The sequence below is a fragment of the Streptomyces sp. ActVer genome (genome assembly GCF_027270795.1).
Taxonomy (GTDB): domain Bacteria; phylum Actinomycetota; class Actinomycetes; order Streptomycetales; family Streptomycetaceae; genus Streptomyces; species Streptomyces umbrinus_A.
On the sequence record NZ_JAPWHT010000003.1, the window covers coordinates 48,141 to 65,914 of the forward strand.

Sequence of the window (17,774 nt, forward strand, 5' to 3'; positions counted from 1 at the left end):
CCCCGAAGCTACCAGCGCCCCCGGGCGGCCAACAGGGCTTTTCTCGCCCCCGCCGCCCCTACCCTCCCCCACTCTCGGCTTCGCTCGAGCGGGGGGACCCCCATCGTCACTAACTCAGGGGCTCCGCCCCCGAACCCCCAAAAGACTGCGCAGTTCCCCGCGCCCCCAGGTTTTAAGGGCGCGGGGAACTGCGCGATCAGCCACAGCCGGACCCGCACCCGAAATCACACCCCACGGGGTCTGGGGCGGAAATCCCCTACGGGACCACCACGATCTTTCGGCCCACGCCTGAGGCGAACTGCTCCAGGGCCTGCGGGTACTGGTCAAGCGGCAGGCGGTCGCTGATGAAGAAGTCCGGGTCCAGGACACCCGTCGCGAAGAGCTCGGCCGCCCGCTCGAAGCTGTGGAGGACGGCCATGGAGCCGGTGATGGTGATCTCCTGGTTGTAGATGCGGTACGGGTCGATCGTGACCCGGGTCGAGTAGTCCGCCACGCCGAACTGAAGGAACGTGCCGGCCTTCGCGACCCGCTCAAGACCGTCCTGGATCGCCGCCGCGTTGCCGGTGGCGTCGACGACCAGGTCCCACCCCTGAGGCCGGTCCAGCTCGTCGGCCCCGGTGGCCGTCGCCGAGACGCCGAGCCGCGCGGCCGTCTCGAGCCGCTGTGGATTGATGTCGACCACGTCGACGCTCGCCGCACCTGTCCGCTTCGCCAGTTCCAGCATCATCAGGCCCATGGTTCCGGAGCCGTAGATCAGGACGTGGGAGCCGAGGCGGGAGTTCAGTACGTCGTAGCCGCGGACCGCGCAGGAGAGGGGCTCGACCAGGGCCGCGTCCTGGGTACGGATGTGGTCGGGGAGTTTGACGCAGTTCGCCACGGGGGCCACCGCGTACTGGGCCGCGCCGCCTGCCGTCGTCACGCCGATGGCCGCCCAGCGCTCGCAGAGGTTGTTGTGGCCCGTACGGCAGAACCGGCACTCGTAGCAGTAGAGGGAGGGGTCCACCGCCACCCGGTCGCCGAGTGACAGCTCGGTGACCTGGGTGCCCACCCCGACCACCTCGCCCGCGAACTCGTGGCCGGGCACGATCGGCAGCTTGGGGGCGAACTCGCCCTGGAGGATGTGCAGGTCGGTGCCGCACAGGCCGCAGGCGGCGACCTCGACGACGACCTCGCGGGGGCCCGGCGTCGGGTCCGGGACCTCGGCCACGACGGCACGGCCCACGGACTCGATGACTGCGGCCTTCATTTCACGGCTCCCAACGACAGGCCCTGGACCAGTTTGTCCTGGGCGGCGAACCCCGCGGCGAGCACCGGCAGGGAGATGACGAGCGACGCGGCGCACACCTTCGCCAGGAACAGGCCCTGGCTGGTGATGAAGCCGGTGAGGAAGACGGGGGCGGTCTCCGCCACCACGCCCGTGAGGACCCGGGCGAACAGCAGCTCGTTCCAGCTGAAGATGAAGCAGATCAGGGCTGTGGCCGCGATGCCGGGCAGGGCGATGGGGGCTACGACCCGGGCGAGGATGGTGGGCAGTTTCGCGCCGTCTATCTGTGCCGCCTCGATGATCGCCACCGGGACCTCGGAGAGGAACGACTGCATCATCCACACCGCGATCGGGAGGTTCATCGAGGTGTAGAGGATGACCAGGAGCCAGATGTTGTCCAGCATTCCGGTGTTCTTGGCGAAGAGGTAGATGGGCAGGAGGCCCGCCACCACCGGGAGCATCTTCGTCGAGAGGAAGAAGAACAGGACGTCCGTCCACTTCTTCACCGGGCGGATGGAGAGTGCGTAGGCCGCTGGGAGGGCCAGCACGAGGACCAGGAGCGTCGACACCAGCGATGCCACCGTCGAGTTGATCAGTGACGGCCAGGGGCTCGCGCCGCCGCCCGTGCCGAAGAACTCGCGGTAGCCGTCGAGGGTGAGCGCGGCCCCGAAGGACGGCGGGTTGGTCGCCGCGTCCTCCTCGGAGTGGAAGGACGTCAGGGCCATCCAGGCGATGGGCAGGAAGAAGACGATCCCGGCCAGCCAGGCGACCAGGCCGAGGCCCCTTCCCCTGGGGCGGCGGGGGCCGGGGTGGCCGGACTCGGCACTACGGGGACGTACACGGATCGCGGTGGCGCTCATGCGCGGCCCACCTCCTCGCGGAACAGGGACGAGACCACGCGCAGCGCGAAGGTCGCGATGATGATCGAGCCGATGACGACGAGGACGCCGGCCGCGGAGGCGAGGCCGTTCTCGTGGGCCTGGTAGAAGCTCTGGTAGACGGTGTAGGGCAGGTTCGCGGTGCCCAGGCCGCCGGACGTGATGGTGAAGACCGCGTCGAAGTTCTGGACGATGTAGATCGAGCCCAGCAGGGCGCCCAGTTCGAGGTAGCGGCGCAGGTGGGGGAGGGTCAGATAGCGGAAGACCTGCCAGCCGCTCGCGCCGTCGACCTTCGCGGCCTCGATCTGCTGGTGGTCGCGGCTCTGCAGGCCGGCCAGCAGGATCAGCATCATGAAGGGTGTCCACTGCCAGACGAGGGACATCTCGACGGCGAGCAGCGGGGTGTTGGAGATCCAGTCCGGCTGTGGTCCGCCCACATAGTGCAACAACCCATTGAGCAGGCCGTATTCAGGGTTGTAGAGCACATGCTTCCAGAGCAGGGCCGCCGCCACGGGGACCACCAGGAAGGGCGCGATCAGGAGCGTACGGACCACACCGCGGCCCCGGAACTTCCGGTCCAGGAGGAGGGCTAGGCCCAGGCCCAGGACCAGGCTGGCCAGGACGACGGTGACCGTCAGCAGGATGGTCGTCCAGACCGACTTGCGCAGGGCCGCGTCGGTGAGGACCTCGGAGTAGTTGCCGAAGCCCGTGAAGCTGCGGGCGTCCGGGTAGAGGGAGTTCCAGTCGAAGAAGGAGATCACCAGCGTGGCCACGAAGGGGAGCTGGGTCACGGCGATCATGAAGATCAGGGCGGGGAGGAGCGGGGCCCGGGTCGCCCAGGCGCGCATGCGGCCCGCGGGACGCTTCTCGGTGTGTACGGATGGTGCGGCTACTGGAGCCGTTGTGGTGGCGGTCATCGTCCCTCGTACTCCTCGGCGATCTCCTCGGCCAGCTTCTGGGACTTGTTCAGGGCCGACTCGACGGACTGGCGTCCGGCGATGGCCGCGCTGATCTCCTGCGAGACCTTGGTGCCGAGATCGGTGAACTCGGGGATGCCGACGAACTGGATGCCGGGCGCGGGCCGCGGCTGCACCCCGGGGTCGGTGGGCCGGGCGCCCTCGATGGCCTCCTTGGTCATCTCCTGGAAGGCGCCGGCCTCCTTGCGGTAGTCGGCGTTGGTGTACGTCGACGCGCGCTTGCCTGCCGGGACGTTGGACCAGCCGATCTTGTCGCCGACCAGCTGCTCGTACTCCTTGCTGGACGCCCAGGAGACGAACTTCCAGGCCTTGTCGGGGTTCCGGGACGCGTCCTGGATGCCCCACGCCCAGGTGTAGAGCCAGCCGGAGGACTCGGTCTTCTCGACGGGCGCCGGCACGTAGCCGATCTTGCCCTTGACCGGGGACTTGGCGGACTCCAGGGAACCGGCCGCGGACGTGGCGTCGTACCACATGGCGACCTTGCCCTGGGTCATGTTGTTGAGGCACTCGGCGAAGCCGGCCTGGGGTGCGCCCGCCTCGCCGTGGTCGCGGACGAGGTCCACGTAGAACTTCACCGCCCGTTCCCACTCGGGGGAGTCGAGCCGTGCCTTCCAGCTCTTGTCGAACCAGGTGCCGCCGAAGGTGTTCACGACCGTGGTGAGCGGGGCCATGACCTCGCCCCAGCCGGGCAGACCGCGCAGACAGATGCCCTTCATGCCCGACTCGGCGCCGTCGGCCTTGGCCGCGAGGTCGGCCACCTGGGTCCAGGTCGGACGCTCGGGCATGGTGAGGCCCTTCGCCTCGAACACGTCCTTGCGGTACATCAGGAAGGACGACTCGCCGTAGAAGGGCTGCCCGTAGAGCTTGCCGTCGTCCGCGGTGAGGGACTGTCGCATGGGCTTGAGGACGTCCTGCTCGTCGTACCCCGGGTCCTTCGCGACGTACGAGTCCATCTCGTGCAGCCAGTCGTTCTTGGCGTAGATCGGTATCTCGTAGTTGGACAGGGTGGCGACGTCGTACTGGCCTGCCTGGTTGGCGAAGTCCTGGCTGATCTTGTCGCGCACGTCGTTCTCCGGCAGCACGGTGAAGTTCACCTTGATGCCGGTCTCCTTGGTGAAGTGGGCGGCGGTGAGCTTCTGCAGCTCCACCATCTGCGGGTTGTTGACCATGAGGACGTTGATGGAGTTGCCACCGGAGCCCGCTCCGCCCGCTCCGGCCCAGCAACCGGAGAGCAGCGGGGCGAGCAGCGTCCCTGCGGCGGCCGCGACGAGCGTCGCGCGCGGCCTCCGTCGGCTCTGGGTTCGCATGGATCGCTCCTGGATGTATCAGTACATATGGGATGGCGCGGGGAGTGTGATGCCTCTGTAGTGGGTCAGTTGGTTTTTCGAACTCTTTGGGGGGACTGGGGTGCGGTCTCTGTTTCAGACCCGGATGACCTGGGGGCCCTGCATCGAGTAGCGGTGGGCCTCGGACGTGGGGAGGAGGGTGCTGGTGACGATCGCCTCCAGTGCGCTGATCTCCGCGAACCGGCAGAAGCTGACAGCGCCGAACTTGGTGTGCACCCCCGCGAACACCGTGCGCCGGGCGGCCCGGATGGCCTGTGACTTGACCTCGCTGACGGCCGGGTCGGGGGTGGTGAGGCCGTGTTCGCGCGAGATGCCGTTGGCTCCGATGAACGCCAGGTCGATGACGAACCCGGCGAGCATCTTCGTGGTCCAGTGGTCGACGGTCGCGAGGGTGCCGGGCCTGACCCGGCCGCCGAGCAGCAGCACCGTCGTGTTGTCGGCCTCGGCGAGCGCTCCCGCGGTGGCCAGGGACGCGGTGACCACGGTCAGCGGCCGGTCCCGGGGCAGTGACTCGGCGATGAGCTGCGGGGTGAACCCCTCGTCGACGAAGACCGTCTCGGCGTCCCCGAGCAGCTCGGCCGCGGCGGCCGCGATCCGGCGCTTCTCGGGCACATGGCTGGTGGCACGGAAGGCGAGCGTCGTCTCGAAGCCGGCGCTCTCCACCGGATAGGCGCCGCCGTGCGTGCGGCGGACGAGTCCGTGGTCCTCCAGGGCGCGCAGATCCCGTCGTACGGTCTCCTTGGCGACGCCCAGCTCGGCGGCGAGCTCGTTCACGTCGACGGCGCCGGCGCGACGGGCGCTCTTCACGATCTCCCGCTGACGTTCTTCCGCGCTCATGCCCGACACCCGCTCTCCGTGCTCACTGCCCGTTCGGGCCCGGTGGGGCCCATGGGGGAAGTTCTACAGCGGGTGCGCGCCACTGACCAGGTCTGTTGCGAGCCCGATGGCGCCCGTATGTGACCGTAACGAGCGACGGCTGCCCGTGCCGGACCTGCGGTGCAGCGGAATTCGGGCAGCGGGCATGCCCGAACGGCGGGGCGGGCGGGCCCGTTAGGTGCCCGCTCGCCCCGTGAGGCGGTCCTTGCGTGGTGGCCGGATGCGTCGGCGGTGGCCTGTGCGCCCGGACGGGATCCCCGGCCCGGACGCGAGTGTCAGTACGGCCAGACCGGCGGGTTGGTCACGAAGTGGCCGCCCAGGCGGGTGTGGTCCGGGTTCCGCGGGTCCAGCTCGCCCTGCTCGGCGATCAGCTTCTCGGCGTACTGCTCGGAGTCGTCCTGCGGCTCGTAGCCGAGCCCCCGTGCGGTGGTCAGGTCCCACCACAGGCGCGTGTTCGCGGAGGAGCCGTAGACGACGGTGTGCTCGACGTCCTCGGCGGTCAGGGCCGCGTGGAAGAGGCGGGCGCCGTCGCCGGGGCTCATCCAGACCGACAGCATGCGCACGCTGGTCGGCTCCATGAAGCAGGAGCCGATCCGCACGGAGACGGTCTCCAGGCCGTGCCTGTCCCAGTAGAACTGCGCCAGGTCCTCGCCGAACGACTTCGACAGGCCGTAGAAGGTGTCCGGGCGGCGCGGGGTGTCGATGGGGATGAGCGTGTCCGGGGCGTGGGGCGCCTCGCCCCCGGGGTGCGGGGTGTAGCCGACCGCGTGGTTGGAGGAGGCGAAGACGATACGCCGGACGCCCTCCTCGCGTGCCGCCTCGTACAGGTTGTACGTGCCCTCGATGTTCGCCTTCAGGATCTTCTCGAAGGTGGACTCCAGGGATATGCCCGCGAGGTGGATGATCGCGTCCACGCCCCGCACGGCCTCGCGCAGGGCTTCCTTGTCGCCGAGGTCCGCGGTGACCGCGCCCGGCTCGCCGTCGATCGGGAGCAGATCGAGGAGCCGCAGCTCGTAGCCGTAGGCGGGAAGCAGCCCTCGCATCAGGGTGCCGAGACCGCCGGCGGCGCCGGTGAGCAGAACGGTGCGGGGAGCGGGCATCCTCGGGTCTCCTTGAATCGGCAGCCGTCATCGTGTACGGCATTCACATCCGTGGACACGCTATGGATCGTCGACGGACCGCGTCAAGTGTCGCGCGCAGTGGTGGGATCCGCTCCCCTTCCGTGCTCTTTCTGCTCCCTTGTTGCTCCCGCAATGCATGTTGGCCCGCTTGACCGCCCCCAAGAGGGCGCCTTAGCGTGGAAGTGTTCAGGGATATGGACATGGATCAGAAACGTGCACGAGCCGGCGTGTGCGTGCATGCTCATGCTCTAGGGAGAGCCCGTGACGTCAGCCCCCCTTGCCGCTCGACTCAGTATCCCGAGCGGGCCGCTGTTCTTCCCCGTCACCGCGTACGACCGCGACGGAGCCGTCGACCTCGACGTCTACCGCGAGCACGTCCGGCGGGGCGTCGAGGCCGGGGCCGCCGCCGTCTTCGCCTGCTGCGGGACCGGGGAGTTCCACGCGCTCACGCCCGAGGAGTTCCAGGAGTGCGTACGGGCGGCCGTCGAGGAGACTGCGGGCCGCGTCCCCGTCGTCGCGGGTGCCGGGTACGGGACCGCGCTCGCCGTGCGGTACGCGCGGCTCGCCGAGGAGGCGGGCGCGGACGGGCTGCTCGCCATGCCGCCCTATCTCGTCGTCGCCGGGCAGGAGGGGCTGCTGCGGCACTACACCGAACTGGCCGCCGCCACCTCGCTCGACGTCATCGTGTACCAGCGGGACAACGCCGTGTTCACACCCGAGACCGTCGTCTCGCTGGCCCGCGCCGAGGGGATCATCGGCTTCAAGGACGGGCTCGGCGACCTCGACCTGATGCAGCGCATCGTGAGCGCCGTACGGTCCGAGTACCCGGGCGAATTCCTCTACTTCAACGGGCTGCCGACCGCCGAGCTCACCGGCCTCGCCTACCGCGGCATCGGCATCACCCTGTACTCCTCCGCCATCTTCTGCTTCGCTCCCGAGATCGCCCTCGCCTTCCACCGGGCCCTGGGCTCCGGCGACGACGCCACCGTGAACCGGCTGCTCGACGGCTTCTACCGGCCTCTCGTCGAACTGCGCGCACAGGGCCGCGGGTACGCTGTCTCGCTGGTCAAGGCGGGCGTACGGCTGCGGGGGCTCGACGTGGGCGAGGTGCGGCCGCCGCTGCACGAGCCGTCCGAGGACCACGTCAAGCAGCTCGCCCAGCTGATCGAGCGGGGTTACGCGCTTCTGGAGGAGGACAAGTGAAGGCGTCGACCTTCGTCTATCCGTGGGACGTCAACGGCGACCCCGACGCGGCGGCGCGCATCGCCGGGCTCGGCGTCCAGCAGGCGACGCCCGCCTCCGCGTACCACTCCACGCGCGCCCTGACCCCCCGCCACCCCCGGCACCGCATCGTCACCGCGCTGCACGCCTCCGTGCTCTACCCGACGGACGCCGCGCGGTGGCAGGGCCGCAGGCTCCGGCCGTACGCCGCCGGGGACTGGGCGCCCGGTGACGCGTACGGGGAGGCCGCGTCGGCTCTCGCGGGGGCGGGGCTCGACGTGCACACCTGGGTGGTGCTCGCGCACAACTCCCGTATGGGCGTGGAGTTTCCTGACACCTCGGTGGTCAACGCCTATGGGGACCGCTACTCGTGGGCTCCCTGCGTCGCGCAGCCCGACACGCGCGCGTACCTCGTCGATCTGGCCGTCGAGGCGGCGATCCGTCCCGGCGCCTCGGGCACGGAGCTGGAGTCCCTCGGCTGGTACGGGCTCCCGCATCTGCACGCCCACGACAAGACGGCGGGCGTGGCACTCGGGGACGCCGGCACGTACCTGATGTCGCTGTGCTTCTGCCCCTCCTGCGGGGACGGCTATACGCAACTGGGGCTCGACCCCGACGAGTTGGCGGCCTCGGTCCGGCGCGCCCTGGAGCCCGTGTGGCGGGGCGAGGCTCCCGTCGAGGGCTGGGAGGACGTCGAGAAACTGCTCGGCGCCGAGCTCGCGACGGCCACGCGCACGTGGCGTGACTCGGTCGCCCGGTCCCTCCAGACGGAAGCCGTCCTCGCCGTACGCGCGGCCGCGCCCGAGGGGTTCCAGATCCTGCTGCACGCGGACCCGGTCTCCTACCGCGTCGGTGCGAACGTCGGTGTGGACCCCGGGCACATCCTGTCGGTCGCCGACGGCGTGGTCGTACCGTGCGCCGCCGGGCCCGAGCCGCTGATCCCCTTCGCCGAGCAGCGAGTTGAAGGGGCCGTGCTGGCGGCCAACTTCACCGTGGTGAGCGGGATGGGTGGCCGTCCCGCGTCACTCGTCGAGGACGTGACACGGGCCGTCGAGCTGGGAGCCACCGAAGTGCGGCTGTACCACGCGGGGTTGGCGTCCGACGCGGATCTGTCGCTCGTGACGGAAGCGCTCGCGCGGTTGGGAGCGCGGTAGTCAGTCTGCGGGTCCGGTGGGGGCTTGTCGCGCAGTTCCCCGCGCCCCTGTCGGGGCGCGGTCCCGCAGCATGGGCGCGACCGTCACGAGCCGCACGAGCCCGAATCCCGCCAACAGCACCCGGTGGTGGACCAGTTCGACCAAACCCGCGCCCAGCGCCAGGCCCGCCGCCGTCGGGGCGAACAGCAGGGTGTTGGCGGTTGCCGTCGTGCGTCCCAGCAGGGCGTCCGGCGTTTCGCGCTGGACCGCGGTGAGTGCCGCGATCAGTACGCAGGGGAGTCCGACGCCGATCGCCGCGGCCGAGGCGAGGACCACCGCGTCGTAGGGGAGCGCGCGGGCCGTCACGGCCACGGCGGTGAGTGCGATGCCGTACCCGGCGAACCGGCGTTCGCCCAGGCGGCGCAGGAGCGGGCCCGCGGCCAGCCCGACCGCCACCGAACCGACGCCCTGGGCGACGTACAGGACACCCACGTACGCGGGGGAGTGGCCGAGGCCCTCCGCCACCGCGTAGATCGTCGCGCCGTTGAGGCCCGAGAAGAGCATGGTCGTGCCGCCCGCGAGGACGAGCGGGCGCAGGGTCGGATGGCCCCACAAGTAGCGGGCGCCTTCGGCCGTCTGGGCACGCCGGCCGCCCGGGGCCGAGGCCGTGAGCGGCTTCGGCTCGTGGACGCGCAGGAGCGTGTAGAGGCCCGCGGCCAGGGCGAAGGTGACCGCGTCCAGGAGTGCGACGCGGGCGCCCCCGTACGCCGCGTAAAGGCCCGCTCCCGCGAGCGGGGCGAGGAGTTTCATGCCCTCGTTGGCCGTCATGCGCAGGCCGTTGAAGTCGCCGAGGAGCTGCTTGTCGACCGCTGTGGCCACCAGGGCCGACTCCGCCGCGTCGTGGACGACGCCGGCCGCTCCGTAGACCAGGAGCACGGCGAAGAGGATCCACAGGGTGCCGGGGGAGTCGACGGTGAACAGGGGCAGCAGGAGTGCTGCCAGGCCCAGGTTCGTCCACACCAGCAGGGGCCGGCGGCGGGTGCGGTCCGCGAGGGTGCCGAGGGCCGGGCCGATCAGCGTGGGCGCCCAGAGGGCGAAGACGCAGAGGGCGGCCAGGCCGTCCGAGCCGGTCAGGTCCTTCACCCAGATCCCGGACACCAGCCACATCGCCGACGAGCCGAACCCGGAGACCACGACTCCGCCGAGGTACAGACCCGCGTTGCGGTCTCGCAGGACACGGGTCACCGCCCATGTCTGTGTCGATGTCGTCATGCCTGGTCATCGTGGGGCTAAGGCCCCGGGCCGGGCATCGGGCAGGTGCCTTAGCGGGGACGCCGCCGGAGCGGCAGCGGGGCCGTCGGGATGAGGAGAGGCCTCGCCGGGAGCCCGCCGGGCTTCAGCAGGGCTCCCGCCTGGCTCCCCCTGGCTCAGATGGTGAGGACGATCTTGCCCCGGGGATGGCCCTTCTCCAGATGGCGGAGGGCGTCGGCGGCCTCGGCGAGGGGGTAGGTGCGGTCGACGGGCGGGGTGATCTTGTCCTGCTCGGCGAGTTCCTTGAGGGTCAGCAGGTCCTCGCGGCGCGCGACGGAGATGAGGTTGCGGAGGTTCTGGCCGATGAAGGGCGAGAGCGTGACGGCCCGCAGGCCGCGGCTCATACCGCCGAAGAAGCCGGTCCCGCCCTCCCCGCCGACGATGACGAGGGTGCCGCGCGGAGCGAGGGCGCGGCGGAGCACCGGCAGAGGACGAAGGCCCGCGTTGTCGATGATGACGTCGTAGTGGTGCGGGCCGTCGGTGATGTCCTCGCGGGTGTAGTCGATGACGTGCGAGGCGCCCTGGGAGCGTACGAAGTCCGCGCCCGTGGGGCCGCAGACACCGGTGACCTCGGCGCCGTACATCGCGGCGAGCTGGACGGCGTAGCAGCCGACACCGCCGGAGGCGCCGATGACGAGGACCTTCTGGCCCGGCTGAGGACGGCCCTTGCCGCTGAGGGCCTGGAGGGCGGTCATGCCGGACACGGGGAGGGCGACGGCCTGTTCGAAGGCGAGGTTGGCCGGTTTGAGGGCGATCTTCGCGGCCTTGGCGCGCGCGTACTGGGCGAACGAGCCCTCGCAGTTGCCGAAGACCTCGTCGCCCGGCTTGAACTCGGTCACCTTCGCGCCGACGGCCTCGACCCGTCCGGCGCCGTCCCAGCCGCGTACCGGGTTCTTGGGCCTACGGAGCCCCAGGGCCACGCGCGCCACATAGGGCCGGCCCGTCATCAGGTGCCACACCTCGGGGCCGACGCCTGCCGCGCGCACCTCGACGAGCACCTCGTCGTCGCCGGGCACGGGGCGGTCGATGTCGCGCAGTTCCAGGAGGTCCGCTGATCCGTAGGCATCCTGAACGATCGCCTTCATGGCGTGGCTCCCCTTCGCGGTCCCGGGCACCGGGTATCCCGGTTGCACCGAGCATCTCGACGGCTCGAACGCCTGACCAGACTCCTGAGCACGATCTTGGGAGCGGGAGCGATGAGTTTTCGTACGGCCGACGGTCTACCTCCTGAAGACCCTGTGACGAGAGGAGCCCGGCATGGGCGACGACGGTACGACTCCGAGCACTCTTGACCTGGGGCCGCAGGCCCTGGTCGTGGCTCGCCTCGCGGAGGAGGTGGGCGAGGAGCAGCTCGACGCCGTGACGCCGTGTCCGGAGTACGCGGTGCGCCATCTGCTCGGGCATCTGGCCGGGCTGTCCGCGGCCTTCCGGGACGCCGGGCGGAAGGACCTCGGGGCCACGACGGACACCGACCCCACCTCCCGGCTGCCGGACGTGACGCCGGGCTGGCGCGCCGAGCTGCCCAAGGTGCTCGGCGAGTTGGCCGAGGCGTGGCGCGATCCGGCCGCGTGGACGGGCGAGACCCGCGCGGGCGGTGTGGATCTGCCCGGCGAGGTCGCGGGTGTCGTCGCCGCCGACGAACTCGTCGTGCACGGCTGGGACCTGGCCCGCGCGACCGGCCAGCCGTACGCCCCCGACGCGGCGGCCCTGAACGCGGCGTACGAGATGCTCGCGCCCTCGGTGGACGACCCGTCGCGCGGGACCATCTTCGGGCCGGTCGTGCCCGTGCCGGAGGGGGCGCCCCTGCTGGACCGGGTGATCAGGCTGAGCGGCCGGGACCCGGGGTGGGCGCCCACCGGCTGACAGGGCACACCACCGGCGGGGTGTCTTCGCCGGATTGCAGTGGCACATGGATGCGGCGGTACCCGTGATGGGGCTGGAGCTTCGTGTACGTCGGGAATGAACCCGCCGTACGCGAAGCTCCAGCCCCATCGGCATCGCGAGGGCGAACGGGTTCGCCTGTCTTCCGAGGGCGCCGGCGCGGCATCGGGCCCCGGCGTCGGCTCGGGCCCCTTTTGCCAGAAGCCTCGAACTTCTTTTGTCAGAAGCGTTGACGAAACACAGGCGCGCTCCTACTTTCATCGCGTCGTACTTCGTACGTCATATATGAGACGCGATACGTGAGATCAGATACGCGAGCCTCCGATCCTTGGGGGCTCCGTTGACCCCGAGAGGCGCGCATGACCTCTGTGCCCACGCCGATCCCCTCCCGCACGCAGTTCGTGCTGGAAGGGATCAAACACCGCATCCTCACCGGGCAGTTGACCCCGGGACAGGCTCTGGTCGAGACCGAGCTCGCCGCACAGTTCGGGGTGTCCAAGACCCCGGTGCGCGAGGCGCTCAAGACCCTGGCCGGCACCGGGCTCGTCGTGATGAACCAGTACAAGGGCGTCACGGTGCGCATGGTGGACGCGGACATGGCGCGCGAGGTGTACGACGTGCGGCTGCTCCTGGAGCCGGAGGCGCTCAGGCGCTCCGTCCAGCGCGGGTCCTCCCTCGACACGGCGCGCGAGGCGCTCGAACGCGCCGACGCCGCCACCGACACCGCCCAGCGCTCCCTCGCCAACCGCGAGTTCCACCGCTCCCTCTACGTCCGCTGCGGCAACCCGCTGCTCGGCCGGATGCTCGACGAGGTCCGTGACCAGGCCGCCCTGGTCTCCGCGGTCGCCTGGGCGGCCAACCCGTCCTGGGAGCGCGAGGCCGCCGAGCACCGGGAGATCCTGCGGCTCGCCCTCGACGGCGACTCGGACGGCGCGGCGCGCGCCCTGCACTCGCACATCGCCTCGTTCGTGCAACGGGCCTTCCCCGAGGCCCAGGGAAAGGGTGAGCAGGAATGACCGCGACCACGACCACGTTCGAGGCCGGGCGGGCCGCTCTCGCCGACGTGGTGGCGATCCCCGTGACCCCGTTCGCCGAGGACGGTTCCATCGACCAGGAGGTCCACCGCGTCCTGCTGCGCCGGGTGCTCGACGGCGGCGTACGCATCCTCACGCCCAACGGCAACACCGGCGAGTTCTACGCCCTGAGCCCCGAAGAACGGCGCACGGTGACGGAGTTGACCATCGAGGAGGCGGGGGACCGGGCCACCATCCTGGTCGGCGTCGGGCACGACGTGCCGACCGCGGTCGCCTCCGCCCGGCACGCCCGTGAGCTCGGGGCACAGATGGTGATGGTCCATCAGCCGGTCCACCCGTACGTCTCGGAGGGCGGCTGGGTCGACTACCACCGGGCCATCGCGGAGGCGGTACCCGAGCTGGGCGTCGTCCCGTACATCCGCAACCCGGTGCTCGCGGGCGCCCGGCTCGCCGAACTGGCCGACGCCTGCCCGAACGTCATCGGCGTGAAGTACGCCGTGCCGGACGCGGCCCGCTTCGCCGCGTTCGCGCGGGACGCCGGACTCGAACGCTTCGTCTGGGTGGCCGGACTCGCGGAGCCGTACGCGCCCTCGTACTTCTCGGCGGGCGCGACGGGCTTCACGTCCGGGCTCGTGAACGTCGCCCCGGCCGTTTCGCTGAACATGATCGAAGCGCTTCGATCCGGTGACTACGCGGGCGCCATGAAGGTCTGGGAGCAGATCCGCCGCTTCGAGGAGCTGCGCGCGGCCAACAACTCCGCCAACAACGTGACGGTCGTGAAGGAGGCGCTCGCCTCGCTCGGCCTGTGCCGCCGAGAGGTCCGCCCGCCGAGCAAGCAGCTCCCCGAGTCCGAGCGGGCCGAGGTCGCCGCCATCGCCGCGGGGTGGTCCATATGACCGACGCCAACCCAACGACACCGGGCGCCGACGGCACCCCGGACGAGGGTCAGGTCCCGGACGCGCCGAGGCAGTTGCGCAGCCACCAGTGGTACGGCACCGAGGGCCTGCGCTCCTTCAGCCACCGCGCCCGCACCCGCCAGCTCGGCTACCTGCCCGAGGAACACCTCGGCAAGCCCGTCATCGCGATCCTCAACACCTGGTCCGACATCAACCCCTGCCACGTCCACCTCCGCGACCGTGCCCAGGCGGTCAAGCGGGGCGTGTGGCAGGCCGGCGGCTTCCCGCTGGAGTTCCCGGTGTCGACGCTGAGCGAGACCTTTCAGAAGCCGACCCCGATGCTCTACCGCAACATGCTCGCGATGGAGACCGAGGAGCTGCTGCGGTCGTACCCGGTGGACGGGGCCGTCCTCATGGGCGGCTGCGACAAGTCCACGCCCGCGCTGCTCATGGGCGCCGCGTCCGTCGACCTGCCGGCCGTCTTCGTGCCCGCCGGACCCATGCTGCCGGGCCACTGGCGCAACGAGGTCCTCGGCTCCGGCACCGACATGTGGAAGTACTGGGACGACAAGCGTGCCGGGCTCATCGGCGACTGCGAGATGACCGAGCTGGAGAGCGGCCTCGCGCGCTCGCCCGGTCACTGCATGACCATGGGTACGGCGTCCACGCTGACCGCGGCCGCCGAGGCCCTCGGGGTCACGGTCCCGGGTGCCTCCAGCATCCCCGCAGTCGACTCCGGGCACGACCGGATGGCCGCCGCCTCGGGCCTGCGGATCGTCGAACTCGTCCGCCAGGACCGGAAGTTGTCCGACATCCTCACGGCCGAGGCCTTCGAGGACGCGGTGACGACGGTCCTCGGGCTCGGCGGCTCCACCAACGCGGTGATCCACCTGATCGCCATGGCCGGACGCGCCGGAGTCCGGCTCACCCTCGACGACTTCGACCGGATCGCCCGTACGGTGCCGGTCCTGGCGAACGTACGGCCCGGCGGCCGGACGTACCTCATGGAGGACTTCCACTTCGCCGGCGGACTGCCCGGGTTCCTCTCACGGATCACCGACCTGCTGCATCTGGACCGGCCGACCGTCTCGTACGACAGCCTGCGCGAGCAGCTCGCCTCCGCGCAGGTGCACAACGACGACGTCATCCGCACCCGTCGGAACCCGGTCGCCGCCGAGGGAGGCGTCGCCGTCCTGCGCGGCAACCTCTGCCCCGACGGCGCCGTCATCAAGCACATCGCCGCTGAGCCGCACCTGCTCAAGCACACCGGTCCCGCGGTCGTCTTCGACGACTACCGGACCATGCAACGCACCATCAACGAACCGGAGTTGGGCATCACCGCCGACACCGTGCTGGTGCTGCGCAACTCCGGACCCAAGGGCGGCCCGGGCATGCCCGAGTACGGCATGCTGCCGATCCCCGACCACCTGCTGAAGCAGGGAGTGCGGGACATGCTGCGGATCTCCGACGCCCGGATGAGCGGCACGAGTTACGGCGCCTGTGTGCTGCACGTGGCACCGGAGTCGTACATCGGCGGACCGCTCGCCCTGGTCCGCACCGGCGACACCATCACGCTCGACGTCGAGTCACGCGCGCTCCAACTCAACGTGGACGACGAGGAGTTGGAGCGGCGCCGGGCGGAGTGGACCGCACCGCCCGAGCGCTACGAGCGTGGCTACGGCGCGCTCTACAACGAACAGATCACCCAGGCGGACACCGGCTGCGACTTCGCGTTCCTCGCACGGCCGGGCAAGGTGCAGGACCCGTACGCGGGCTGAGGGACCGGCCCATCGGGCGCTCTCTTCTGTCCGAGATCTCGAACGACGCATGCGAAGCGCTTCACCCAGTACTGCCCGGATAGCAAGCGCTTCCGCAGAAGCGAAGAAACGAACGGAACGAGCGCACAGCACCACCCGCACACCCCCGAGAACGGAGAACAGTCATGGCCCAAGCCGCAGCCGTGGCGAAAAAGCCCGCGCCACCCCGGCGGCGCCGTGGCTCGGCGACGCCCCGCAGGCTCCCGTATCTGCTGATCGCCCCGGCGGGACTGCTGATGCTGGGCTTCATCGCCTACCCGGTGCTCAGCGTCTTCTACTACAGCCTGCAGAACTACAACCCCACCAAGCCTTGGCGGAACGGTTTCGCGGGCTTCGACAACTTCGTGAACGCCTTCACCGAGGACCCGCAGTTCTGGGACACGCTGGTCTTCAGCGCCAAGTGGGTCGTCGTCGAGGTCGGGCTGCAGTTGCTGTTCGGTCTGGCGCTCGCGCTGATCGTCAACCAGACCTTCGTGGGACGCTCGCTCGGCCGCGCCCTGGTCTTCTCGCCCTGGGCCGTGTCCGGGGTGCTCACCTCCGCGATCTGGGTGCTCCTCTACAACTCCCAGACAGGCATCACCCGTTACCTCGCCGACATGGGCATCGGGGACTACGGCACGAGCTGGCTCTCCGACACCTCGACCGTCTTCCCGGCGGCGGTGGTCGCCGACCTCTGGCGAGGCGTTCCGTTCTTCGCGATCCTCATCCTCGCCGACCTCCAGTCCGTCTCGAAGGACCTGTACGAGGCCGCCGAGGTCGACGGAGCCAGCCGCTTCCAGCAGTTCGTGCACATCACGCTGCCGCACCTCAAGGACGCCATCATCCTCTCCACGCTGCTGCGCGCGGTCTGGGAGTTCAACAACGTCGACCTGCTCTACACCCTCACCGGCGGCGGACCAGCGGGGGAGACGACGACACTCCCGCTCTACATCGCCAACACCAGCGTCGACGCACACAACTTCGGCTACGCCTCGGCCCTGACCACGGTCGCGTTCGTGATCCTTCTCTTCTTCTCGATGGTCTATCTGCGGCTGAGCAAGTTCGGAGGCGGGGACAAGTGATCACCAAGGACATCGACACCGTCGCTCCGGCCGCGCCCGCACCGGTGGCCGACGAGCCGCCGCGGCGCCCGGGGAAGCGCAGGCGCGCCTGGGACGAGGCCCCGCGCTGGCAGATCTACGTCCCGCTCGGCATCTACCTGATCTTCACACTCATCCCCTTCTACTGGATCCTGCTCTTCGCCCTGCGCAAGCCCGGCTCGACCTCGCTCGTGCCCTGGCCCGTGACCTTCGAGCACTTCGAGAAGGTGTGGAACGAGCGCAGCTTCGGCACGTACTTCGAGAACAGCGTCTACGTCGGCGTCGCCACGCTCTTCATGACCACGCTCGTCGCACTGGCCGGCGGTTACGCCCTCGCCCGCTTCGACTTCAAGATCAAGCGTGCCTTCATGCTGGCGCTGCTCTGCTCCCAGTTCGTGCCGGGCGCACTGCTCCTGGTGCCGCTGTTCCAGATCTTCGCCGAGCTCCAGATGATCAACTCGCTGGGCAGCGTCATCATCGCCGAGACCGTCTTCCAGCTGCCGCTGTCGATGATCCTGATCAGCGGCTTCATCCGGAACGTGCCGTACTCGCTGGAAGAGGCCGCCTGGGTCGACGGCTGCAACCGCTTCACGGGCTTCAGGGTCGTCGTCCTGCCGCTGCTGCGGCCCGGGTTGATCGCGGTGGGCTCCTTCGCCTTCGTGCACTCCTGGAACCAATTCCTGTTCGCCCTGATGTTCCTCAGCAACCAGGACAAGCAGACGATCCCCGTCGGCCTCAACAGCCTGATGAGCGCCGACAGCGTCGACCTGGGCGCGCTCGCCGCCGGCGGCATCATCGCGGCCGTGCCCGTCGTGATCGTCTTCGCCTTCATCCAGAAGTGGCTGATCACGGGCTTCAGCGCCGGGGCGGTGAAGGGATGAGAGGAACATGCACCTTCCTGAAGGTCGAGGGGACGATCGGCCCGGTCGACAGCGCCGCC

16 protein-coding genes are annotated in these 17,774 nt (G+C 70.0%); 8 read left to right on the forward strand and 8 right to left on the reverse strand.

What is annotated here, in order from left to right; all coding sequences use genetic code 11:
- Positions 1-256: 256 nt before the first annotated feature.
- The 6 genes from O3Q52_RS01080 to O3Q52_RS01105 all read right to left on the reverse strand — a co-directional run bounded on the left by O3Q52_RS01080 (position 257) and on the right by O3Q52_RS01105 (position 6,441).
- Positions 257-1,246: a zinc-dependent alcohol dehydrogenase family protein gene (locus tag O3Q52_RS01080; RefSeq protein ID WP_269646863.1), complete on the reverse strand. Its 990-nt coding sequence runs from the start codon at positions 1,244-1,246 to the stop codon at positions 257-259.
- Positions 1,243-2,124: a carbohydrate ABC transporter permease gene (locus O3Q52_RS01085; RefSeq protein WP_269646864.1), complete on the reverse strand. Its 882-nt coding sequence runs from the start codon at positions 2,122-2,124 to the stop codon at positions 1,243-1,245. Before O3Q52_RS01085 ends, O3Q52_RS01080 begins: the two co-directional genes overlap by 4 nt.
- Positions 2,121-3,059, reverse strand: a complete 939-nt coding sequence (locus O3Q52_RS01090) for a carbohydrate ABC transporter permease (RefSeq protein ID WP_269646865.1) — start codon at positions 3,057-3,059, stop codon at positions 2,121-2,123. The genes O3Q52_RS01085 and O3Q52_RS01090 overlap by 4 nt, the downstream gene beginning before the upstream one ends.
- Positions 3,056-4,426, reverse strand: a complete 1,371-nt coding sequence (locus O3Q52_RS01095; RefSeq protein WP_269646866.1) for a sugar ABC transporter substrate-binding protein — start codon at positions 4,424-4,426, stop codon at positions 3,056-3,058. The genes O3Q52_RS01090 and O3Q52_RS01095 overlap by 4 nt, the downstream gene beginning before the upstream one ends.
- 114 nt (positions 4,427-4,540) lie before the next feature.
- Positions 4,541-5,311 carry a DeoR/GlpR family DNA-binding transcription regulator gene (locus O3Q52_RS01100; protein WP_269646867.1) on the reverse strand — a complete coding sequence of 257 codons (771 nt, stop codon included), beginning with the start codon at positions 5,309-5,311 and terminating at the stop codon, positions 4,541-4,543.
- A gap of 305 nt (positions 5,312-5,616) precedes the next feature.
- Positions 5,617-6,441, reverse strand: coding sequence for an NAD(P)-dependent oxidoreductase (locus tag O3Q52_RS01105; RefSeq protein ID WP_269646868.1), 825 nt, complete (start codon positions 6,439-6,441; stop codon positions 5,617-5,619).
- 282 nt (positions 6,442-6,723) lie between these two features.
- Here O3Q52_RS01105 and O3Q52_RS01110 point away from each other — a divergent pair, with 282 nt between their 5' ends.
- Together O3Q52_RS01110 and O3Q52_RS01115 are read left to right on the forward strand one after the other, a co-directional pair.
- Positions 6,724-7,665: a 5-dehydro-4-deoxyglucarate dehydratase gene (locus tag O3Q52_RS01110; RefSeq protein ID WP_269646869.1), complete on the forward strand. Its 942-nt coding sequence runs from the start codon at positions 6,724-6,726 to the stop codon at positions 7,663-7,665.
- Positions 7,662-8,837, forward strand: coding sequence for a hypothetical protein (locus O3Q52_RS01115; protein WP_269646870.1), 1,176 nt, complete (start codon positions 7,662-7,664; stop codon positions 8,835-8,837). Before O3Q52_RS01110 ends, O3Q52_RS01115 begins: the two co-directional genes overlap by 4 nt.
- On the opposite strand, the gene O3Q52_RS01120 is transcribed toward O3Q52_RS01115, so the two are convergent.
- Entirely contained in the window at positions 8,838-10,088 is a 1,251-nt protein-coding gene (locus O3Q52_RS01120; protein ID WP_269646871.1) for an MFS transporter, read from the reverse strand.
- 155 nt (positions 10,089-10,243) lie between these two features.
- On the reverse strand, positions 10,244-11,212 hold the full coding sequence (locus O3Q52_RS01125) for an NAD(P)-dependent alcohol dehydrogenase (protein ID WP_269646872.1): 969 nt from the start codon (positions 11,210-11,212) through the stop codon (positions 10,244-10,246).
- Positions 11,213-11,384: 172 nt separating this feature from the next.
- Here O3Q52_RS01125 and O3Q52_RS01130 point away from each other — a divergent pair, with 172 nt between their 5' ends.
- The 6 genes from O3Q52_RS01130 to O3Q52_RS01155 all read left to right on the forward strand — a co-directional run bounded on the left by O3Q52_RS01130 (position 11,385) and on the right by O3Q52_RS01155 (position 17,715).
- The gene (locus tag O3Q52_RS01130) at positions 11,385-11,990 is read left to right on the forward strand and encodes a TIGR03086 family metal-binding protein (protein WP_269646873.1); all 606 of its coding nucleotides are present in this window, start codon (positions 11,385-11,387) and stop codon (positions 11,988-11,990) included.
- 377 nt (positions 11,991-12,367) lie between these two features.
- Positions 12,368-13,024, forward strand: coding sequence for a GntR family transcriptional regulator (locus O3Q52_RS01135; RefSeq protein ID WP_269646874.1), 657 nt, complete (start codon positions 12,368-12,370; stop codon positions 13,022-13,024).
- Positions 13,021-13,938, forward strand: coding sequence for a dihydrodipicolinate synthase family protein (locus tag O3Q52_RS01140; protein ID WP_269646875.1), 918 nt, complete (start codon positions 13,021-13,023; stop codon positions 13,936-13,938). The genes O3Q52_RS01135 and O3Q52_RS01140 overlap by 4 nt, the downstream gene beginning before the upstream one ends.
- Entirely contained in the window at positions 13,935-15,716 is a 1,782-nt protein-coding gene (gene araD / locus O3Q52_RS01145) for an L-arabinonate dehydratase (protein ID WP_269646876.1), read from the forward strand. Before O3Q52_RS01140 ends, araD begins: the two co-directional genes overlap by 4 nt.
- Before the next feature lie 164 nt (positions 15,717-15,880).
- Entirely contained in the window at positions 15,881-16,816 is a 936-nt protein-coding gene (locus O3Q52_RS01150; RefSeq protein ID WP_269646877.1) for a carbohydrate ABC transporter permease, read from the forward strand.
- Entirely contained in the window at positions 16,813-17,715 is a 903-nt protein-coding gene (locus tag O3Q52_RS01155) for a carbohydrate ABC transporter permease (RefSeq protein ID WP_269646878.1), read from the forward strand. Before O3Q52_RS01150 ends, O3Q52_RS01155 begins: the two co-directional genes overlap by 4 nt.
- Positions 17,716-17,774 lie beyond the last annotated feature (59 nt).